This is a genomic window from Micromonospora sp. NPDC000442, assembly GCF_042898635.1.
Lineage (GTDB): Bacteria > Actinomycetota > Actinomycetes > Mycobacteriales > Micromonosporaceae > Micromonospora.
The window spans coordinates 44,944-65,307 of record NZ_JBIAYZ010000023.1 but is presented as its reverse complement, the minus strand read 5'-3'; the positions used below and the strand labels follow the sequence as shown (position 1 = coordinate 65,307).

Sequence of the window (20,364 nt, the reverse complement as noted above, 5' to 3'; positions counted from 1 at the left end):
CGCCAGCCACCCCTGGAGTTTGCCGTCGATGAAGGTCTACATTTCAGCCACCCAAAAGGACCTGCTGGAATACCGCGCGGCCGTGCACGCCGTGGCGCGTCGCCTGGAGATCGAGGACGTCGCCATGGAGGCGTACGGGGCCGACGTCCGCCCACCCCTGGAACGCTGCCTGACCGACGTACGCCGATGTGATCTCTACGTCGGGCTCTTCGCCTGGCGCTACGGTTACCGGCCGGCCGGCCAGGAGTCCTCCATCACGGAGCTGGAATACCGTGAGGCACTCGCGGCCGGCAAGCCGTGCCTGATCTTCCTACTCGCCGAGGACACGCCCTGGCCGGTCGACATGATCGACCGCAACGGCGACTGGCAGCAGATCGTGGCGTTGCGCAACGAATTGAAGGAACGCCACCTGTGCGCGTTCTTCTCCAGCGTGGACGATCTTTCTGCGAAGGTCACCGTGGCGCTGGCCGACGTGCGCAGCGGCCGGTCACCGGCGCGTGAGCCCGGCGACCCCGACACCCACCTGCCGGAGGCGGTCCGCAGCCAGTACCACAAGCAACTGCGGCTGCGGTATCAGGCGGTGCCCCTGGACGCCGTCGCACCCCGGCCCACCATCGGCTACCTCACCGTCGGGCTGTCCAACGTGTTCGTCGAGCCGCGGGTGCACGAGGACGCCCGGCCGGAGATGCCGCTGGCCTGGTGGCGTTGGGCAGGCTCCGGGCCGGACGGTGACGCCGGCGCGCTGCCCGGCGTGGTGGACCCGAGGGACGTGGAACGACTCTGGGAGGAGTACGCGGCCAAGGAGGCGTCGGCGCTGTTCGACGTGGTCTGCGACCCGGCCCGACGGGCCATGGTGCTGCTCGGCGATCCCGGTTCCGGCAAATCGGCGGCGGCACGCTACCTCGTCCTCGCGCTGGCCGGGGTCTGTGAGGAACCCCGGCTGGCGACGCTGGACCGGTATCTTCCCGTCCTGATCGAGCTGCGATCGTACGCGGCGCATCGTGGGGACGGGCGGTGTGACGGCCTGTTGGACTACGTCGGTCACCGGCACCAGCAGGGGCTGGCCGGGATCGACCGGGACGTGCTGGAGGCGTACCTGCGGCAGGGCGGGCAGGCGTTGTTCCTCTTCGACGGGCTGGACGAGGTGTTCGACCCGGCGCAACGGGAGGAGATGGCCGCGCAGATCGCCACCTTCGCCAACGAGTACCCCGGGGTGCGCACGGTGGTCACCTCCCGGGCGGCCGGCTACCTCCGGCACACCTTCGCCAACGCCGGATTCGACCACTTCACCCTGGAGGATCTCGACGACGAGCGGATCGCGCGGTTCCTCGGCAACTGGTATCAGTACGTGGTGCCGACCCCGTCGGTCGAGGCGGACCGGCAGCGGCGGCAGATCCTCGACGTGGTGCGGCGGTCCCGGGCGATGCACGAGATCGCCGGTAACCCGTTACTGCTGATGCTCATGGCCATCGTCGGTCGGGACCGCCCACTGCCCCGAAACCGTCGCCGGCTCTACGCGCACGTCACGGATGTGCTGATCTCCGAATGGGATGTGACCAAGCAACTGCGGGAAAGCCACGGCGACGTACCGCCGTTGGATCCGCAGGCGAAGCTGCGGTTGCTGCGCCACCTGGCCTTCTGGATGCAGTGCCGGGAGTCGGGACCGGCCGGTAATTACATCGAGGCAGACGAACTGTCCCGCATCTTCCGGGACCACCTGGTGGAGTTCTACGGTTTCGAGAACGAACGCGCGCACGCCATGGCGTACTCGATGATCGACAAACTGCGCCAGCGCAGTTTCATCCTGGAACGGTACGGGCTGCGCCTGTTCGGGTTCGTGCACCGTACGTTCCTGGAGTTCTTCTGTGCCGAGGAGATCGTGGACAGGTTCGATCATGACCCGGACACCTGGGGGATCGACCAGTTGCGTGCGCTGTTCCGCGAGAACTGGGCAGATCCGTCCTGGCGGGAGGTGCTGCGGCTGGTCGCCAGCGCGTTGCCCGCCGAGGTTGCCAACGACCTGGTGACCCTGCTGGCCACCGAGGTCAACCGACCGTGGCCGCCGCTCAACCTGCCCAGCCCACCGTGGAACCTGGTGCTGGCCGCGCAGTGCGTGGCGGAGGCACCGCGGCCGGCCGGGCTGGCCGGTGCCGGCGAGGCGGTGCTACGCCAGGTCGTGCTGCTGGTCGAGCACGGCATCTCCGCCGACGATCCGAACCTCGTCGAGGTCACCGAGCAGGAACTGCTCTCCTCGATCCGGGCGCTCGGGCCGCACTGGCCCGGCCGGGCCGCCTTCCTGCACTGGTACCGGCGTCGCGGGGTGCGTACCAGTTGGCGCTCCGGTTCCACCTTCGCCACCCGGTGCGCGGCGGTGCTGTCCACCGCCGATGAGCAGCTGGAGGAGTTACTGGTCCGGGAGCTCGGGCAGGGCCGCGAGCGGCAGGCGCGGATCGCGCTGGTCGCCGGCCTGGCGGAGGCCGCCGGGAGGTTTGACGCCACCGGCCGCAGCCGCCGCCACTACCAGGACCTGCTGCTCGCACAGGCAGGGGCGGAAGGCTCGACCGCGGTGCGCCAGGCCGCGGTACGTGCGTTGGTCGCCAACTTCGGTGCCGGCGGTGACCTGGTCGAGGTGTTGCGCGACCTCGCCGGTTCCCCCGACGCGGCGGTCCGCGCCCTCGCCGTGCAGTCCCTCGGCGGCCGGGCCGAGCTGGCCGAGGAGGTTCGACGGTTGCTGCTGGCGCGGGCGACCGAGGATCGGGACACCGGCGTGCGGCGGGCCGCCGTGACGGTGCTCGCCGCACGCTGTCTCGACCTGCCCGACGTCACCGAGACGCTGCATCGGCTGCTGGCCACCGACACCGACCCCGGCGTGGTGCAGTCCGCGCTGCGTTGCCTGCTCACCGTTCCCGAGCAGAGCGAGACGGCCCATGGGCGGGCCCTGTCCCGGATCACCGGTGACTCCCACGACGAGGTGCGGCGCTGCCTGGTGTGCGAGCTGCTGCCGGGGCAGGGCGGCACGGAGGGCACCGAGCTGCTGCTCAAACTGGCCGGCTCGGACGCCTCGGCGCGGGTTCGTGCGGTCGCCGTACAGCGACTGGTGCTGGTCAACGACCCGGACGGGCGGTGCCGGGACCGGCTGGTGGATCGGATCGAGCAGGACGAGGACGCGTCGGTGCGGGCGGCGGCGGTGACGGCGTTGACCGACCGGTACCGGGTGGACGCCAGCGGATGGGTGGTTGCCGCGCAGGCGGCGCGGACGGACGACGACGCGACGGTGCGGCTCGCCGCGGTTCGTGCGCTGGCCGAGGCGTACCCGGATCACCGCACCGGCGAGCTGCTGCTGGAACGGGCCCGCCAGGACCCCACCGCCGGTGTCCGGCTCGCCGCAGTCGACCTGCTCACCGGCCGGCCGCTGCTCGGGCCCGCCACTCGGGAGTTGCTCATCAGCCGGGCCGCCCGGGAACGGGATCCGATCGTCCGACTCCGCGTCACCCGCAGCCTGGCCCGCCTCGGTGAGCCGCTCGACGCGGCAGTGGTGGAGTGCCTCGCCGAGCAGGTCCGCCGGGATCCTGATCCGAACGTGCTGCGGGCGGCCGCGCAGGCGCTGGCCGGCGACGGTGGCACCGACGGGTTGGTGGAGACACTGTCGCGGCGGGCACGCCGGGACAGCTACGCCGGCATCCGACTCGCCGCCGTGGAGACCCTCAGCGCGTACGGCGGTCCGGACGTGGTGACCGACGTGCTGCTGGAGTGCATCGAGTCCGACACCGACCCGGCGGCCTTCGACGCGGCGGTGTGCTGCCTGATCGCACAAGGTGAGACCGCCATGGCGGTGACGCTGCGGCTGATGCGCCGGCTGGCCGATCGGGATCCGGCGATCCGGGCCCGCATCGCGGCCGCGCTCGGCGAGCATTTCGGCAACGACCCGGAGGTCCGGGTGCTGCTGGTGGGGCTGGTGCGCGACGATCCGGCGCTGGAGGTGCGGCGCCGCGCCGCGAAGCAACTCGCGGCCAACCTGGCCGACCGGACGGGGGTGCGGGAACTGCTGATGCGGCTGGTCGACGACGAGGACTGGGAGATCCGCCGCACCGCGCTGCTCGCGCTCGCCCAACACTACGGCGAGGACACCCGGACCAGGCCGCTGCTCGTCCGGCTGGCCGGCCAGCCGAACCCCACGGTCCGGGGTCTCGCCGGCCAACTGCTGGCGACGCTACCCGGCACCAGCCCGGACGATTTCCCGTGACCGCCGGTCCGGTTGGCCGTGGTCGACGACGCTTGTCGACGACGCGGACGGTGTCCCGCGACCGGTCAGGCTACGACTCGGCGTCGGCGGGTGCCGCCGCGGCCGGATAGACCCGGGTTTCGGCGGCCTTGACGGCGGCCCACAGCGTCCGCCCGGGTGCCAGTTGCAGCTGGGCGGCGGCGGCCGGGGTGATGTCGGCAGCCACGGTGACCGGGCCGTCGAGTTGCACCCGCAGGTTGTCGCCGTGGCGCTGTATCCCGGTGATGGTGGCCGGCCAGGTGTTGCGGGGGCTGCCGTCGGGACGACCGGGATGCAACGCCACAGCCGAAGGTGCGAAGGCGACGAAGACGCCACCGTTCTGCTGGTCGCCGGTGACGAGTTGAAACCCGTCAGCGAGCAGGACGCGGTGCCCGTCCGCGTGTCCCCGGTAGAGGTTGAGACCGACCAGGCGGGCGACGTAGTCGGTGCGTGGCTGGGCGGTGACGGTGGCGACGTCACCCTCCTGCACCACCTGCCCGTGTTCGATGATGACCAGACGGTCGGCGAGGACGACGGCGTCGATCGGGTCGTGGGTGACCAGCAGTGTGGCGCCGGAATGGCCGGTGAGGTGGTGTTGGAGCTGGGCGCGGGTGTCGAGCCGGGTGCGGGCGTCGAGGGCGGCGAGCGGCTCGTCGAGCAGCAGCAGTGCTGGTTCGACGGCGAGGGCGCGAGCCAGGGCCACCCGTTGGGCCTGGCCGCCGGACAGGTGTCGGGGCTTGCGCCGGGCATGCTCGGCGAGCCCGACCCGGCTCAGCCAGTCCGCTGCCCGCTGCCGGGCCCGCTGCCGGTTGAGCCCTTGTCGACGTGGCCCGAACGCGATGTTGTCCAGCGCGGTCAGGTGCGGGAAGAGCAGGTAGTCCTGGAAGACGACACCTATCGGGCGCTGCTCGGTCGGGGTCCAGATCCGCCGGCCGGGATGGTCCAGGTGGCGGCCGGCGAGGCTGAGGTGCCCGCCGGTGAGGGGGAGCAGGCCGGCGAGGGCACGCAGCGCGGTTGTCTTGCCGGCGCCGTTGGGTCCGAGCAGAGCGACGACCTCGCCGGGGCGGATGGTCAACGGCAGGTCGAGTAGGAAGGTGCCACGGTCCACGACGAGGTGGGCGTCGAGCACCGCACGACCGGGCGACGGATCGTCCGGCGGGCCCGGATCGACGCCGGGGGAGTTCGGATCGGCGGTCATGAGCTGCCGAGCCAGCGGTCGCGGAGGCTGGCCAGAATCACCACGGAGACGGTGAGCAGGACGAGACTGAGCACGATCGCCGCCTCCAGGTCGGTTTCGAGGGCGAGGTACACCGCGAGTGGCATGGTCTGCGTACGGCCGGGGAAGTTGCCGGCGAAGGTGATGGTGGCGCCGAACTCGCCGAGGGCCCGAGCCCAGCACAGCACCGCTCCGGCCGCGATGCCCGGCGCGACCAACGGGAGCGTGACGTGGGTGAAGGTGGTCCACCTGCCGGCGCCGAGGGTGGCCGCCGCCTCCTCGTACCGGACGTCCGCGCCGCGCAGCGCTCCCTCGACGGCGATCACCAGGAACGGCATCGCGACGAAGGCCTCGGCGAGCACCACACCGGCCGTGGTGAACGGCAGAGTGAACCCGAAGGTGCTGTCGAGCCAGCCGCCGAGGATGCCCCGCCGGCCGAAGACGAGCAGCAGAGCCACGCCGCCGACCACCGGCGGCAGCACCAGCGGCACGGTGACCAGGGCCCGCACGAGGCGGCGGCCCGGGAAGTCGACGCGGGCGAGCAGCCAGGCCAGCGGCACCCCGAGGACGAGGCAGAGCAGCGTGGCGAGGGTGGCGGCCTGCACGGACAGCCGCAGCGCGGTGAGCACCCCCGGCTCGGCGAGTCGCTGCGGGAGGGTGCTCCACGGCGTACGGATCAGCAGACCGGCCAGCGGAAGTACCAGGAAGAGCAGGCCGAGGGCGGCGGGCAGCAGCAACGCCACGGGTACCCGACCGGTGCGCCTGGTTCGTGGTGGTGGTGGCGCGGACCGGACAGGCGCGGCGGTCGGGTTGTCATGCCGGGACATCGACTACGGGGCCTGAAATCCGGCGGCGGTGAGGACGGCCTGACCCGGGTTGGAGAGCACATGGTCGACGAACGCCTGGGCGGCCGGCCTGTTCGGGGCGTTCTTCAGCACGACGATCGGATAGTCGTTGATCGCCCCGGCCGATTCGGGAAATTCGATGCCGTCCACGTCGTCGTCGGCGGCCCGCACGTCGGTGCGGTACACCAGTGCCGCGTCGATCTCGCCCAGCCGCACCTTGGACAGGGCCGCCTTGACGTCCTGTTCCAGCGTGACCGGGGTGAGTTCCACCCCGGCGCTGTCCAGGGCCTTCGCCGCCGCCGCGCCACAGGGGACCTGTTCGGCGCAGAGCGCGACCTTGACGTCCGGTTGGGTCAGGTCGGCCAGTCCGTTCACCCCGCCCGGGTTGCCGTCGGGTACCGCGATCACGAGCTGGTTGCGTACGAAGACGCTCGGGCTGCCGTCGCTGTTGCCGGCGCCGGTGACGGTCGTCATGTTCGCGGGGGAGGCGGAGGCGAACACGTCGGCCGGCGCGCCCTGGTTGATCTGGTTCGCGAGGGCGGAACTGCCGGCGAAGCTGAAGGTGACTCGTACGCCGGGATTCGCCGCCTCGAAGTCCGCGCGGACCCGGGTGAACGACTCGGTGAGCGACGCGGCGGCGAAGACCGTGACGTCACCGGTCACGGTGCCGGCACCGCCCTGCGGTCGCGGATCGGCGGTGTCGCCACCACCACAGCCGACCAGCCCCACCATCGCCATGGTGGCGTACAGGGCAAGCCGTCGCGCTGTCATGAGGCGCTCCTCCTGCTGTCCGGGTGGGCCGGAGGTTTCTCCACGACGACAGTGGTCGATTTGATCACCGCGATCGCCACCGAGCCGACCGTCAGTCCCAGGTCGTCGACGGCCTCGCGGCTCATCAGCGACACCACCCGGAACGGGCCGGCCTGGATGTCCACCTGGGCCATCACGGCGTCCTTGAGCACGGCGGTGACGATGCCCCGCAGCCGGTTACGTGCCGAGGACTCGTCCGCCCGGTCGTCCGGGTCATCGGCCTGCGCTCGGACGAAAGCGGCCAGGTCGACGCCGTCGATGACGCGATGTCCCTGCTCGTCGCGGGCGGCGCCGAGGCGGCCGGCATCCACCCAGCGCCGCACCGTGTCCGCGCTGACGCCGAGCAGTTCCGCCGCCTCGCCCATGCGAAACATCGTCACGGTGCTCACCCTACGCCACGCATCCACGAGCCTGAAGTGAAGAAGTGTCTCGAATCTGCGACCTGAGTATGAGTCTTAGAGCCGCAGTTGCGATTTTGGCCCCGCGCGCTTGGTGCGGAGGCTCGTCAGTGGTGGTCGCAGCGCTTGTGAAACAGCGCCGGATGCTGAGCCCGGCACGGTGCTGTTTCACGAATATTTCAGATCGATCTCGGCCAAGGTCTTGACGATCTATGTTAACGCTAACAGCATGGAGGCTCCCCGTAACGCTCGCGTCTGGAGCCCCGCCATGCAGGTGTCTGCCGGCCCTCCGGCCCCACGCTCACCACGACGGATCCCGCTCGTGACGGCCGGCGTGCTCCTCTGCGCCGCCGCGGTCTCGCCAGGTGGCGTGGCCCACGCCGCCGACGAGTGGTCACCCGCGTCGTCGTACACCTCGACCGACCGAGGGGACGGCACGTACAGCGTGCCGCTGCTGCGCTCCGACGTGCCGGACATCAGCGTGGAGCGGGTGCCGGCCGCCGAGAACGACGAGGGCCGCGACGTCTACTACATGATCAGCACGACCATGCACCTCAGCCCGGGCGCGCCGATCATGAAGTCTCACGACCTCGTGAACTGGGAGATCGTCAACTACGTGTTCAATCGGGCGAGCGTCGGCGACTCGTTCTCGTTGCGCAACGGGCAGAACTCGTACGGGCAGGGCCAGTGGGCCTCGTCGCTGCGCTACCACGACGGCGTCTTCTACGTCGTGTTCAACACCAACAACCTCGGCGGCGCGTACATCTACCGCACGGACGACATCGAGAACGGGGCGTGGCAGCGCACGGCACTGGGCCGGGGCCTGCACGACCCCTCGCTCTTCTTCGACGTCGACGGCACGCCGTACATCTTCCACGGCTCCGGCGGGACCAGCGCGGTACGGCTCAACGCCGACCTGACCGCGATCACCGCCGACTACCCGAACATCTTCACCGCGGGTGACTACGCCGGTCAGCCGTTCATCGGCGGGTTGTTCGAGGGCGCGCAGTTCTACCACATCGACGGCTGGTACTACGCGGTCATCATCACCTGGCCCTCCGGCCAGGGCCGGCAGGTCGTCATGTTCCGCTCCCGGGAACTGCTCGGTCGCTACACCGCGACCGGCGGCGTGAACACCTACGAGGCGCGCGGCGTGCTCAACTCCAACGGATTCGCGCAGGGCAGCCTGGTCCCGATCGCGCGCGACGGCGGGACGACGGACTGGTACGGCATGTTCTTCCGGGACACCTTCCCGATCGGTCGTATCCCGGCGCTCATCCCCGCCACCTGGTCCGACGGCTGGCCGACCTTCGGCACCAACGGGGTCGTGGCGGTGGACGGCAGCTTCGCCAAACCGATCCGGCTCAGCCCCGCCGAGGAACTGTTCGCACGCCAGCAGAGCATCGTGGTCTCCGACGACTTCGCCAACGACGCGCCGCACCGGCCCTACCTGGACGAACAGTGGACCGCACCGCCGGGAGGCGAGGCGGAGATCGCGCCGAACGGATCACGGCTGGACCTGGCGTGGCAGTGGAACCACGCCCCGGACGACCGGTACTGGTCGCTCACCGACCGCGCCGGCTGGCTGCGGCTCACCGCCGGCAAGGTGGTCACCGGCGACTACGTCTACACCAAGCTCGCCAACCGTGCCGAACTCGCCTGGTTCGAGGAGGCCCGCAACACCCTGTCGCAGCGCACGTTCGGGCCACGGCAGTCGGTCGAGACCAGGATGGACATCTCCGGGATGAAGGACGGCGACGTCGCCGGTCTGGCCGCCTACAACCGTGGTTTCTCGTACGTCGCGGTCAAGCGGTCCGGTGGCGTCAACACCATCGGCGTGGTGCACCGGGGCCAACCGTTCGCGGTCGATCTGGACCAGGCGACGCTTGAGAACTTCCTGCCGGGCAGCACAACGCCGCTGGGCGAGGCCACCGAGGTGCACCTGAAGGCGGACCTCGACTTCGCCTCACCGACCGGCCAGCTCTGGACGACCTTCCACTACAGCCTCGACGGTCGTCAGTGGTCCCAACTGGGCAGCCGGGTCGGTCCGCAGACGCTGGACGGCAGTCTCGCCCACTTCATGGGGCACCGGGTCGGCCTGTTCAACTACGCGACGCAGCAGACCGGCGGGCAGGTCGACTTCGACCACTTCCTGCTCAGCGACACGCTGACGGCTCAGGGCCGGCCGCTGGACACCAGCCGGCTGGACGCCGCCATCGCCCACGCCGGGTCGCTGGACGAGGCCGACCATCCGGCCGACGCCTGGGCCGTGATGCTCGCCCGGCTGGGCGAGGCACGGACGGCGCGGGAAGGCGGTTTCGGCACTCAGAACCAGATCGACGCACCGGAGCGGGCGCTGAGCTACCAACTCGCCCGGCTCGGCGTACTCCGGGCCGACCAGGTCGAGCTGCCGGTGACCGTGAGCGCGCAGGCCCGCTGCGTCGGTGGCAGCGCGTACGTGGCCGTGCAGGCCCGTAACGACCATGACGCGCCGGTCGACATCGTGCTGGAGACCGCGTACGGCCAGCGCCCGGTGCCGGACGTCGCGCCCGGTGCCCACGCCTACCAGCAGTTCAACACCCGCGCCTCGGCGGTGCCCGCCGGCACCGTGACTGTCCGGGTCACCGGGGCGGTCGACGGCCGGACGGTGACCACCGCGCGTACCGCGAACCACCCGGCCACGGACTGCTGACCCGATCTTCCCGACGACCACGACGGTTGGCCGGCACGGGCCGGCCGTCGGCACCGAACCCCCGGATCCACCGCAGTGATCAAGGAGGATGTCAGTGACACATCGCGTGCGAAGGGCGGCGTTACGTAGGGCCGCCGCTGTCGTCACGGTCGGGCTCATGCTGGCCAGTGGGCTCGTCGCCGGGTCGCCGGCCCAGGCCGACGACACCGATCTCGTCGTCAACGGCGGGTTCGAGGACGGTCTCACCGGTTGGTTCGTCAACAACGGCAACGCGACCGACAGCGCCACGCTGTCGCTCACGGCGGACGCCCACTCGGGGTCGAGCGCCGTGCTCGTCACCAACCGGGCGACCACCGGGTCCGGCCCGATGCAGGATCTCAGCGGCCGGGTGCAGGCCGGGCAGACCTACGCCCTGACAGCCCGGATCAAGTACGAGAACCCGAACGGGCCGGCGACCAAGCAGTTCTTCGCCACGATGCACTACGGCGCGGCGACCTACACCAACCTGGTCAGCGTCGTCGCCACCAAGGGCCAGTGGGCGCAGTTCAACGGGACATTCACCATCCCGGCCGGACAGAGCGTGTCGACGGCCCGGCTGTTCTTCGAGACGCCGTGGACGAGCACCCCGTCAGAGGACCCGGAGCTGCACCTGATGGACTTCAAGCTGGACGGCGTGTCGGTGGTCGGTGCCGCACCGCCGCCCGCTCCGTCGAAGACGATCGAGGTGGTCGGCAAGCTGCCCGGCGAGCACAACCCGTTGATCGGGCACAAGTTCGGCGCCGACGGCTTCGGCTTCGTGCACGACGGCCGGGTGTACCTGTACCTGACCAATGACACCCAGGGTTACGCGCCCGACCCGGTCACCGGTGTCTCGCCGGGCATCAACTACGGCGACATCAACCAGATCACGGTGATCTCCTCGGCGGACCTGGTCAACTGGACCGACCACGGCGAGATCCAGGTCGCGGGCCCGAACGGCGTGGCACCCTTCACCGCCAACTCGTGGGCGCCCGGCATGGCCAAGAAGGTGGTCGACGGCCAGGAGAAGTTCTTCCTCTACTACGCCAACAACGGCAGTTCGAGCAACGTGATCACGGGTGCGTCGCCGGTCGGTCCGTGGACCAGCGAGCGGACGAGCACGCTTATCGACGGCCGTACGCCCGGCGCGGAGGACGTGGCCTGGAAGTTCGATCCGGCGCCGTTCGTGGATGCGGACGGGGAGCCGTACCTCTACTTCGGTGGTGGCCCGGCGTCGACAAGCATGCCGCCGGCCGAGCGCTTCAACAACCCGAAGAACCTGCGGGCCATCAAGCTCGGCGACGACATGGTGTCGACCGAGGGCACGGCGGCGGTGGTGGACGCCCCGGTTGCCTTCGAGGCGGCCCAGGTGTTCGAGCGCGACGGCAGGTACTACCTGTCGTACTCGTCGCACTTCGGCGGCAACGACTTCGGTGGTAACCAGACCCCGCTGCCCGGCTATCCCGGCGGCGGCCAGATCGGCTACCTGATCTCCGACGACCCGATGGAGTGGCCGAAGGAGACCTACGCGGGCGTGCTGTTCCCGAACCAGTCGCAGTTCTTCGGCGCCGGCACCGGCGGCAACAACCACCAGTCGGTCTTCGAGTTCGAAGGCAGGTACTACTTCACGTACCACGCCCCGACGCTGAACAAGCGCATCAACGGAAACACCACCCAGGGGTACCGCAGCCCGCACATCCAGGAGCTGACCTTCAATGCGGATGGCACGATCCAGCAGGTGGTGGGCACCTACGCCGGGGTCGACCAGGTCCGCGACTTCGACCCGTACCGGGTGTTCGAGGCGGAGACCTTCGGCTGGAGCAAGGGCGTCGCGACCGCCAAGGTCGACGGCGGGTCCGCGCAGTTCGGCGACGCGGCACCGAACCTGGTCGTGCGCGACATCGACAACGGCGACTGGACGGCGTTGTCGTCGGTGGACTTCGGCGAGGGTGCCCGCAGCGTGACGGCGAAGGTACGGCCACTGGCCAGCGGCGGGTCGATCCAGATCCGACTGGGTGAGGTCACCGCGCCGGTGGTCGCGACCATCCCGGTCGACGCGCCCCCCGGTGAGTGGACCGAACTGACCGCCGAACTCGACGGTGTCGCGGGCGTGCACGACGTGTACTTCACCTACGCCGGGCCGGAGGGTGTCGACCTTTTCGAGCTGGACACCTGGGCCTTCGAGGCCGGAGCCGAGGTGCCGGTGACGGTCGGCGCCCAGGCGCGGTGCGTGGGTGGTAACGCGTACGTGGCGGTGCAGGCGCGCAACGACCACGACACGCCGGTGGACGTGGTGCTGGAGACGGCGTACGGGCAGCGGTCGGTGAGCGCCGTGTCGCCCGGTGCCAACGCGTACCAGCAGTTCAATGCGCGGATGCCGGCAGTCCCGGCCGGGGTGGCGACCGTCCGGGTCACCGCCGACGGTGTCGAGGGAACAACCGTACGTACCGCCGAGTACCCCGCCGCCGACTGCGGCGCCTGACTTGCCGTCCATCCACAAACGACAACGGAGCAACGGATGAGCACATGGAATCGCAAGCGGTTGGTCACCGCGGGGGCTGCGAGCGTCCTCCTGGTCGGGGCGGCGGTGGCGCCGTCGCCGGCCCAGGCCGAGCCGGGTGACAGCGGCGAGGTGGAGGTCACCGTCGACATCGAGGAGATTCAAGAGCCGGGAGTGCTGGCGATGTCGATCGCCGGTGACTCGGTGGCGTTGACCGAGGACGGCTCGACGTTGCTGGTACGCCAGTTCGTGGGCGGGCTGCCGACGGTCACCGTCACCGACACCCGCACGGCCGACGAGCTACCCGAGGGTGCGGCGTGGGCGGTGCTGGGCAGCGCGACCGATTTCGTCGGTAGCGCCGGTCAGGCGCCGATCGGGGCCGGGCATCTGGGCTGGCAGCCGCGGTTGCTCGACGGCGGTGAGACCGGCCTGGTCAGTGCGGGCGAAGAGGTCGTCACGGTGTTGGACGAGCCGACGCAGCCGGGGAACAACGTTGGTCTGGTCGACCAGGAACTGCTGGTCTCGACGTTCGACTCGGGGGCGGTCGCCGGGGATGCGTACTCGGTCGACGCCGATTTGTTCCTGCGCACCCCGGCCGATGTCGCAGCCGGTTCGTACACCTCGACGTTGACCCTGTCCCTGTTCGAGTGATGGCCGGCGCGGTGGGCGGCCACCGCGCTCCCGGGGGTCGCCGCTCGGCGGCCCCCGGGTCCGTACCTCTCCGACCTCGAAGGACTGTGATGATCCGATTCCTGCCGCGGTGGGGAGCGGTGCTGGTCGCGGTGTCGGCCATCGTGCCGACCACACCGGTTGCCGCGTCGGCGGAGCCGACCGGGGCGACGGTGACCTGGGCGGTGCAGCCGGCGGACGCGCGGGGCCCGGACGGCCGCCGGTGGATCGAGCACACGCTGGATCCGGGTGTGGTGCTGACCGAGCATCTGGCGGTGCGGAACTTCGGCGACGCGCCGGTGGTGTTCGCGTTGCAGGCCGCCGACGGCTACCTGACCGACAAGGGGCGGTTCAACATGCTGACCTCCGGCCAGGAGTCGGTCGACGGTGGTACCTGGATCACGCTGCCCGAGACGGTGACCGTCGGGGCGAAGCAGACGACTGTGGTGCCGTTCACCATCTCCGTCCCGCAGGACGCGACGCCGGGGGATCATCCGGCCGGTGTCGCGGCCACCGTGACGAGCACCGGGGGCACGGTGGCGGTGCAGAGCAGGGTCGGGTTTCGGGTGATGCTGCGGGCCAGTGGCACGGTCACCGCCGCGGTCGCGGTCGAGGATCTGACCGTCAGGTACGAGAGGTCGTGGAATCCCTTCGCCTCCGGCGGTGTCCACCTGACGTACACCGCGCGGAACAACGGCAACGCCGCGGTGACCGGCGACGGCACTGTGCGGGTGGGCGAACTGTTCGGCCTGGCGGGCCGGAACGCGTCCACCGACGTGCCGGAACTGTTGCCGGGCGACGGCCGGCAGGTCGAGGCCCACGTCGGTGGGATCTGGGGGCTGGGACGGCTCACCACCACTGTCGAGGTGACCCCGGCGGTCGTGTCCGGTGAACCGGCCGGTGCCGAGGTCCGGCCGACCACCACCACCGTGACCGTGTGGACGGTGCCCTGGCCGCAACTGGCCCTCGGCGTACTGTTCGGCGTGCTGTTGCTGGGCTGGCGGACCATCACCCGCCGGCGTCGCCGGCAGCTCGCCCGGCTGCTCGACCAGGCCCGTGCCGAGGGCCGCGAGTCCGTGCTCACCGCCGACTGATCCGGCGGATGGCAATGGACCTCCACCCCGGAATCGGTCGCGACGGCCAGAACTTTTCCCATCTGAACAAAAAGATGGCGACCTATTGCCAGAAGAGACGTCATCGCGAGGATGATTCGATGCGTCATCTCCCTCGGGCTCATGGCCGCGCGGCCGCCGGTCTGCTCGCTCTGGCCCTCGCCGCCAGCGTCGTCCTCCTCGGGCCTGCCGCGCCCGCCTCGGCGCACGGCACACTGGCGACGTCCACACCGGCCGAGGGCGCCACCGTCGACGAGGCCGTGACGGCCGTGCAGCTCTACTTCACCGAGCGGGTCCGCGAGAACGCGTACTTCACCGTCACCGCGCCCGGAGGTGGGCGGGTCGACAACGGCTGGACGCACGGCGAACCCCGCACGCTGGATCGTCCGGTGCGCGAGTACTTCCTGGTCGACGGCGTGTTCGAACCACGCGAGTACACCACCGGTTTTCCCGCGGTGGTGAGCCTCGCGCACCTGCCCGCGGCCGGCGAGTATTCGGTGAGCTACCTGTCGGTGGCCTCGGACGGTGACCCGGTGCGCGGCACGGTCACCTTCCGGTACACCGGGAAGCCGACGGCCGCGCCGCCGAACTGGCAACCGCCCACCGGCCAGCCGGATCCGTCGCTACTCGCCGGCGCCGAGCAGCACGGGAACACCGGGTCGCAGCCGGTCCCCGGCGTGACGGGCGACGTCGGACCAACACCCGTAGCCGCGGCGGCACCGGTGCCGTCGGTGGCGGCCGCGCCACCCACCGAGGACGACTCCGGCGGGATCGGCCCGCTGGGCTGGGCCGCCGTGGCCGTTGCCGTCGTCGCGGTCGCCGGTTTCTTCGCCTGGCAGCGCCGTCCGGCCCGCGTCGAGCGGAGTCGCAAGGCGGTACGTCGGCCCGGTGCCACCCGACCTCGCGCCAGGCGCACCACACCCACCAAGGGGCGTCGCGTCACGGCCGCCGCCACGGGTCGCGGCGGCACCGTGGCAGGCCCGACCGCCCGGCGAGGCGCGAAGGCTGCCACGGTGTCGGCTGCCGCCCCGCCCCAGCGGGCGGTGACCACCACCCCGGTCGCCACCGCCGAACCTGCGGAAGCCGCCGCAGCCGAGACACCAGCGGACGGCTCCGCGTCGACGGGCCGGTGGCACCGCACGGGCGACACCCGGCTCGCGTTGCTTGTCGGTGGACTCGTGCTGACGCTGTTTGCCGGTTTCACGCTCGGCCGGATCGGCACCTCCGACGAACCCACCCCCGTGGCGCAACCGTCCGGCGCGGCAGCGGGCGTTGGCAGCCGGGACGCGGCCCAGACGGTGGCGGCAGGTGACGGCCATCAGCACCCGGCGGGTACCGGCCCACACGCGCATCCGGGCGACGGCCAGGATCAGGCCACCGGTACGACGGTAAGCGTCGCCGGGTACACGCTGAAGCCGGTGCTGCGCTCCCAGGCGGCCGGCGCTACCGGGGACTACCGGTTCCGGGTGGTGGGGGTCGACGGGCAGCCGGTGACCCGCTTCGCGGTGGTGCACGACAAGCCGCTGCACATGATCGTGGTTGGCCGTGACCTCGGCGGATACCAGCACCTGCACCCGACGATGGCGGCCGACGGCACCTGGAGCGTGCCGCTGAAACTCACCCGGCCCGGTGGCTACCGCATCTACGCCGACTTCACCCTCACCACGGGTGACGGCAGGCAGTTGCCGCTGGTGCTCGGCGTCGACCACGAGGTGCCGGGGAAGTACCAACCGGCCGGGCTGCCCCCGCCGCAGCCGCAGGCGACCACCGGTCCGTACGCGGTGTCCATGGCCGGCACGCCCACCATCGGCATGACCGTTCCGCTGACCTTCCGGGTCGACCGCGACGGCACGACCGGGCCGGTGCAGTTGGAGCGCTACCTCGGCGCGTACGGGCATCTGGTGGTGGTCCGCGAGGGAGACCTGGGTTTCCTGCACGTCCACCCGGAACCGGAGCTGGTCGACAGTGCGGTCAAGTTCTGGTTGACCGCGCCCAGCACCGGCCGCTACCGGGCGTTCTTCGACTTCCAGGTCGACGGGAAGGTGCACACCGCGGCGTTCACGATCAATCTGGCCTGACGTCCTCGTCCACCGGGGAGTCCGCCGTCACCGGATCACCGGCCGCCAGGGCGGCACCGCGGGGGGTGTGCCAGTAGAGCACCTCCCGCCCCGAGCGCCGTTTGGTCACCATGCCCGCGTCGAGCAGTACCCGCAGGTGGTCACCGACCGCCCCCAGGGACAGCCCGGTGAGCGCGGCCAGGTGCGAGGTGCTCAGCGGTGTGCCCAGCCGGACCAGGATGGCGGCGCGGTTCGAGCCGATCAGCCGGTCCAACCCGTCCGGCGTGGGCGAGGACACCTCGGCGAGGATGCCGCTGGCCGGGTAGACCATGCCGAACCGGTCCTGGTCCCACACCACCCAGCCCTTGCCGCAGTGGGCCGGGACGAACACCAGTTGTTCGGCCCGGTCGAGCGGCAGCGGCGCGGCGGGGTGGTCGTTGACCTGAAGCCAGCCGTCGCCCAGCCACCGCATCCCGGGGTTGAGGTCCGCGAGGAGCCCCGCCCACCCCTGGGCGCTCAACCGCGAGGTACGGGCCACCACGTCGGCCCGCAGCCGGCGTTCCCGCTCCGGCCACTCCGGGCGCACCGTGTGGTTCCAGACCCAGTCGAGCAGGTACACCACCTGCTCGATCAGACCGTCGTGGCACAGCACCTCGGCCAGCGGTCCCGGCCGGGTCACCCGCAGGTCAGCGCGGATCCGCTCGTCGGAGCGGGCGGCGACGACGGCCAGTTCCTCGGCGAAGGTCGGCGTCGCCGTCGCCGGCGGCAGGGTGAGGAAGTCAGCGATCCACCGTGGTGCGAAGGCCGCCGCCAGCAGCGCCGGAAGCACCGGCCGCCGCGCCAGCATCCGCTGGTACGCCCCGAGGTGCGGCCGCTGCCAGGAGTGTTGCCACGGGTGGCGGGGGCTGTGCAGTGCCTTCAGCGCCGCCACCGTGTCCGTCATCGGTGAGATGACGAAGCGACTACCCGCCAGCAGATCCACCGGCACCCGCCACCGCGACATGTTTCGCCCCCAGCCGTAACTCTACGCCGCCGGCGTCGACGCCTCGACGATCGTCGGCGTGAGGACGTACTCGGAACTGTTCGCCGTGACCGAATTCCGCAACCTTTTCGTGGCCAACTGCGTAGGCATCGCGGCGCACACCACGTCGGCGCTGGCCCTCGGTTCGCTTACCTACGCCGTGACCGGTTCGGCGCTGCTCACCGCACTGAGCATGTTCGGCGCGCCGCTGGCCAGCGTACTCGGCAGCCTGACGCTGCTCTCCGCGGCCGACAGCCTGCCGCCGCGCCGGGCGTTGACCCTCGCCGCGCTGGTCGGCCTCGCCGGTGCGGTGCTACAGGCCGTACCCGGTCTGCCGCTGCCGGTGCGCTTCGCGGTGATCCTGCTCGTGGCGTACGTCGGCTCGGTTACCGGCGGTGCCCGGTGGGCGTTGATCAACGACATTCTGCCGGCCGACGCGTACGTGCTGGGCCGGTCCACGATGAACGTGAGCGTCGGCGTCATGCAGATCGCCGGCTTCGGGGCGGGCGGTTTGCTGCTCGTCTGGTTGAGCCCGTACCAGGTGTTCCTGGTCGCCGCCGCGCTGCGCGCCCTGGCCATGGCGGTGACCTGGCTCGGGTTACGGGAACGGCCGGCGCGGGCCGGTGAGCGGACCTCGACCGCCCGCACCATGCGGATCAACCGGGAGCTGTGGGCGGACCCGGGTCGCCGGTCGCTGTACCTGAACCTGTGGCTGCCCAACGGACTGGTCGTCGGCTGCGAGGCGCTGTTCCTGCCGTACGCGGGCGACCGGGCCGGTTTCCTCTTCGCCGCCGGTGCCCTCGGCATGCTCGCCGGCGACGTGCTGGTGGGGCGGTTCCTGCCGGCCGCGGCGCGGCAGCGGTACGTGCTGCCGCTGCGGCTGCTGCTTCCCGTGCCCTACCTGGTCTTCCTGATCCGTCCGGAGCTGCCGCTGGCGATGCTGCTCGCCCTGATCGCCTCGGTCGGGTTCGCGGTCTCGTTGCCGTTGCAGGAGCGGCTGATCGCCTGCTCCCCGCCGCAGACCCGAGGCCAGGTGCTGGGCCTGCAACAGAACGGGATGCTGGCCGGACAGGCGGTGTTCGCGGCCCTGGCCGGTACGGTCGCCGACCTGCTGCCGACCCACCGGGCGGTGGCCGTGATGGCCGGGCTGTCGCTGGTCACGACGCTGCTGCTGACCCGGGGCCTGCGGCGGACCGCGCCGGTACCGGTCGGATGCAACCGATCGGCACCCGCCGACGTCCGATCGGCATGAGCATTCGTCGAAGCGGGCGACTCGCGGTCGTCCCTCTGCTGTTGCTGACGTCCGCGGCCTGCGGCCAGCAGGCCGGTGGCGCCGGGTCCGGAGAGGCGGACTCACCCGAGCGGTCCTACTCCGCCGACGCGGTGGTGTTCCGGATGGATCACACCGGGGGTTTCGTCACGCCGGCCATGCTGGCCACCCGCCTGCCCACGGTCAGCGTGTACGGTGACGGCCGCGTGATCACCCAGGGGCCGGTGCCATTGATCTATCCCGGTCCGGCGTTGCCCAACCTCCAGGTCGGCACGATCAGCGCCACGGAGGTGGACGAACTGCTCAAGGCGGCCCGCACCGCAGGGGTGGGCGACGCGGTGGATCTGGGCCGGCCACCGGTCTCCGACGCCCCCTCGACCCGGTTCACGGTGCTCGGGGACAACGGGACCGAGGAACTCGAGGTGTACGCCCTCGCCGAGTCCGGCGGCGCGGACGCCGGCCTCACCGCCGAACAGCGGGCGGGTCGGGACAAGCTACGCGAGTTCGCCGACTCGCTGACCGCCGAGTCCGGTCCGCTCGCCGCCGCGCAGGCGGACCCGCAGCCGTACGCGCCGACCGCCGTCGCGGCCGTCGCGGAGCCCTGGGTCGCCAACGCCGACGCCGGCCAGCAGCCCGAGGTGGCCTGGCCCGGGCCGGCGCTGCCCGGCCCCGAACTCGGCCAGGGCGTGGGGCTGGGCTGTGTCACGGTGACCGGTGACGAGGCGCAGCGGTTGCTCACCGCCGCGGCGGCGGCGAACGCGGCCACCCCCTGGGTGTCGGACGGCAAACGGTGGACGGTTACCCTGCGGCCGCTGCTGCCCGACGAGACCGACTGCGGCGACCTGGCCAGCAACCGCTGATCAAGGTTCCGGGCGGTCGGCCACCGGCCGCCCGGACGCCTCCGGCGGGCTGGTGACGTCGGCCGGTTAGGCTGCGGCGCGATGAGCAAGAGCCTGTCTCGCATCCTGGTCTACGGGGTCCACGGCTCCGGCAAGTCCACCCTTGCGCAGCGCCTGTCCGAGCGGCTCGGGCTGCCCTGGTACCCGGTCGACGACCTGCTCTGGGAACCCAACTGGGTCGAGGTGCCGGTGGCGCGGCAACGCAGCCAGATCGAGGCGATCTGCCGTCGGGACCGCTGGATCCTCGACGGGGCGTACCACGGCTGGCGGGACGTGCCGTTGGCCCGCGCGGACCTGGTCATCGGCCTGGACTACCCGCGCGGGTTGTCCTTCCGGTGGTTGCTGCGGCGCACGCTGCGCCGGCTGTCGACGGGCGAGCAGATCTGCAACGGCAACCGGGAGTCACTGGGCAGCGTGCTGTCTACCGAGTCGGTCCTGATGTGGCACGTGACCGAGTTCGGCCGGGAACGGCGGCGGCTGCGGGCCTGGCACGCCGACCCGACCGGCCCCCCGGTGCTGCTTCTCGACTCTCCGGAGGCCCTCGAACGCTGGCTGGCCGGCCTACCGCCCCGGTGAGAGGTCGGTCAGCGGCCGGC

At 71.2% G+C, this 20,364-nt stretch carries 14 protein-coding genes; 9 read left to right on the top strand and 5 right to left on the bottom strand.

Annotation, left to right across the window (positions count from 1 at the left end; all coding sequences use genetic code 11):
• Positions 1-28 precede the first annotated feature (28 nt).
• Complete coding sequence (locus tag ACFY2A_RS26675) at positions 29-4,243, top strand: HEAT repeat domain-containing protein (protein WP_387175555.1); 4,215 nt, start codon at positions 29-31, stop codon at positions 4,241-4,243.
• Between the two features lie 70 nt (positions 4,244-4,313).
• On the opposite strand, the gene ACFY2A_RS26670 is transcribed toward ACFY2A_RS26675, so the two are convergent.
• Genes ACFY2A_RS26670 through ACFY2A_RS26655 form a run of 4 tightly spaced genes read right to left on the bottom strand, consistent with a single transcriptional unit; the run spans position 4,314 to position 7,512 of the window.
• Complete coding sequence (locus ACFY2A_RS26670; RefSeq protein WP_387175553.1) at positions 4,314-5,459, bottom strand: ABC transporter ATP-binding protein; 1,146 nt, start codon at positions 5,457-5,459, stop codon at positions 4,314-4,316.
• On the bottom strand, positions 5,456-6,304 hold the full coding sequence (locus ACFY2A_RS26665; RefSeq protein WP_387175551.1) for an ABC transporter permease: 849 nt from the start codon (positions 6,302-6,304) through the stop codon (positions 5,456-5,458). Before ACFY2A_RS26665 ends, ACFY2A_RS26670 begins: the two co-directional genes overlap by 4 nt.
• A gap of 3 nt (positions 6,305-6,307) precedes the next feature.
• On the bottom strand, positions 6,308-7,093 hold the full coding sequence (gene modA / locus ACFY2A_RS26660) for a molybdate ABC transporter substrate-binding protein (protein ID WP_387175549.1): 786 nt from the start codon (positions 7,091-7,093) through the stop codon (positions 6,308-6,310).
• Positions 7,090-7,512, bottom strand: coding sequence for a molybdopterin-binding protein (locus tag ACFY2A_RS26655; protein WP_387175547.1), 423 nt, complete (start codon positions 7,510-7,512; stop codon positions 7,090-7,092). The genes modA and ACFY2A_RS26655 overlap by 4 nt, the downstream gene beginning before the upstream one ends.
• 340 nt (positions 7,513-7,852) lie before the next feature.
• Between ACFY2A_RS26655 and ACFY2A_RS26650 the strand changes: the two genes are divergently transcribed.
• From ACFY2A_RS26650 to ACFY2A_RS26630, 5 genes are all read left to right on the top strand, one after another.
• Complete coding sequence (locus ACFY2A_RS26650) at positions 7,853-10,222, top strand: glycoside hydrolase 43 family protein (protein WP_387175544.1); 2,370 nt, start codon at positions 7,853-7,855, stop codon at positions 10,220-10,222.
• A gap of 157 nt (positions 10,223-10,379) precedes the next feature.
• Positions 10,380-12,722 (top strand): family 43 glycosylhydrolase, encoded by a 2,343-nt coding sequence (locus ACFY2A_RS26645; RefSeq protein WP_387175541.1) that lies wholly within the window; start codon positions 10,380-10,382, stop codon positions 12,720-12,722.
• Positions 12,723-12,758: 36 nt separating this feature from the next.
• Positions 12,759-13,391 carry a hypothetical protein gene (locus tag ACFY2A_RS26640; protein ID WP_387175539.1) on the top strand — a complete coding sequence of 211 codons (633 nt, stop codon included), beginning with the start codon at positions 12,759-12,761 and terminating at the stop codon, positions 13,389-13,391.
• 89 nt (positions 13,392-13,480) lie between these two features.
• Entirely contained in the window at positions 13,481-14,503 is a 1,023-nt protein-coding gene (locus tag ACFY2A_RS26635) for a hypothetical protein (protein WP_387175537.1), read from the top strand.
• Positions 14,504-14,622: 119 nt separating this feature from the next.
• Positions 14,623-16,599, top strand: coding sequence for a copper resistance protein CopC (locus ACFY2A_RS26630; protein WP_387175535.1), 1,977 nt, complete (start codon positions 14,623-14,625; stop codon positions 16,597-16,599).
• Here the strand turns inward: ACFY2A_RS26630 and ACFY2A_RS26625 are convergent.
• Complete coding sequence (locus tag ACFY2A_RS26625; protein WP_387175533.1) at positions 16,586-17,581, bottom strand: ArsR/SmtB family transcription factor; 996 nt, start codon at positions 17,579-17,581, stop codon at positions 16,586-16,588. The genes ACFY2A_RS26630 and ACFY2A_RS26625 overlap by 14 nt on opposite strands.
• A gap of 58 nt (positions 17,582-17,639) precedes the next feature.
• On the opposite strand from ACFY2A_RS26625, the gene ACFY2A_RS26620 reads away from it, so the two are divergent.
• From ACFY2A_RS26620 to ACFY2A_RS26610, 3 genes are all read left to right on the top strand, one after another.
• On the top strand, positions 17,640-18,851 hold the full coding sequence (locus tag ACFY2A_RS26620) for an MFS transporter (protein ID WP_387175531.1): 1,212 nt from the start codon (positions 17,640-17,642) through the stop codon (positions 18,849-18,851).
• Positions 18,848-19,729, top strand: a complete 882-nt coding sequence (locus ACFY2A_RS26615; protein WP_387175529.1) for a hypothetical protein — start codon at positions 18,848-18,850, stop codon at positions 19,727-19,729. The genes ACFY2A_RS26620 and ACFY2A_RS26615 overlap by 4 nt, the downstream gene beginning before the upstream one ends.
• An 81-nt stretch (positions 19,730-19,810) precedes the next feature.
• Complete coding sequence (locus tag ACFY2A_RS26610; protein WP_387175527.1) at positions 19,811-20,344, top strand: AAA family ATPase; 534 nt, start codon at positions 19,811-19,813, stop codon at positions 20,342-20,344.
• Positions 20,345-20,364 lie beyond the last annotated feature (20 nt).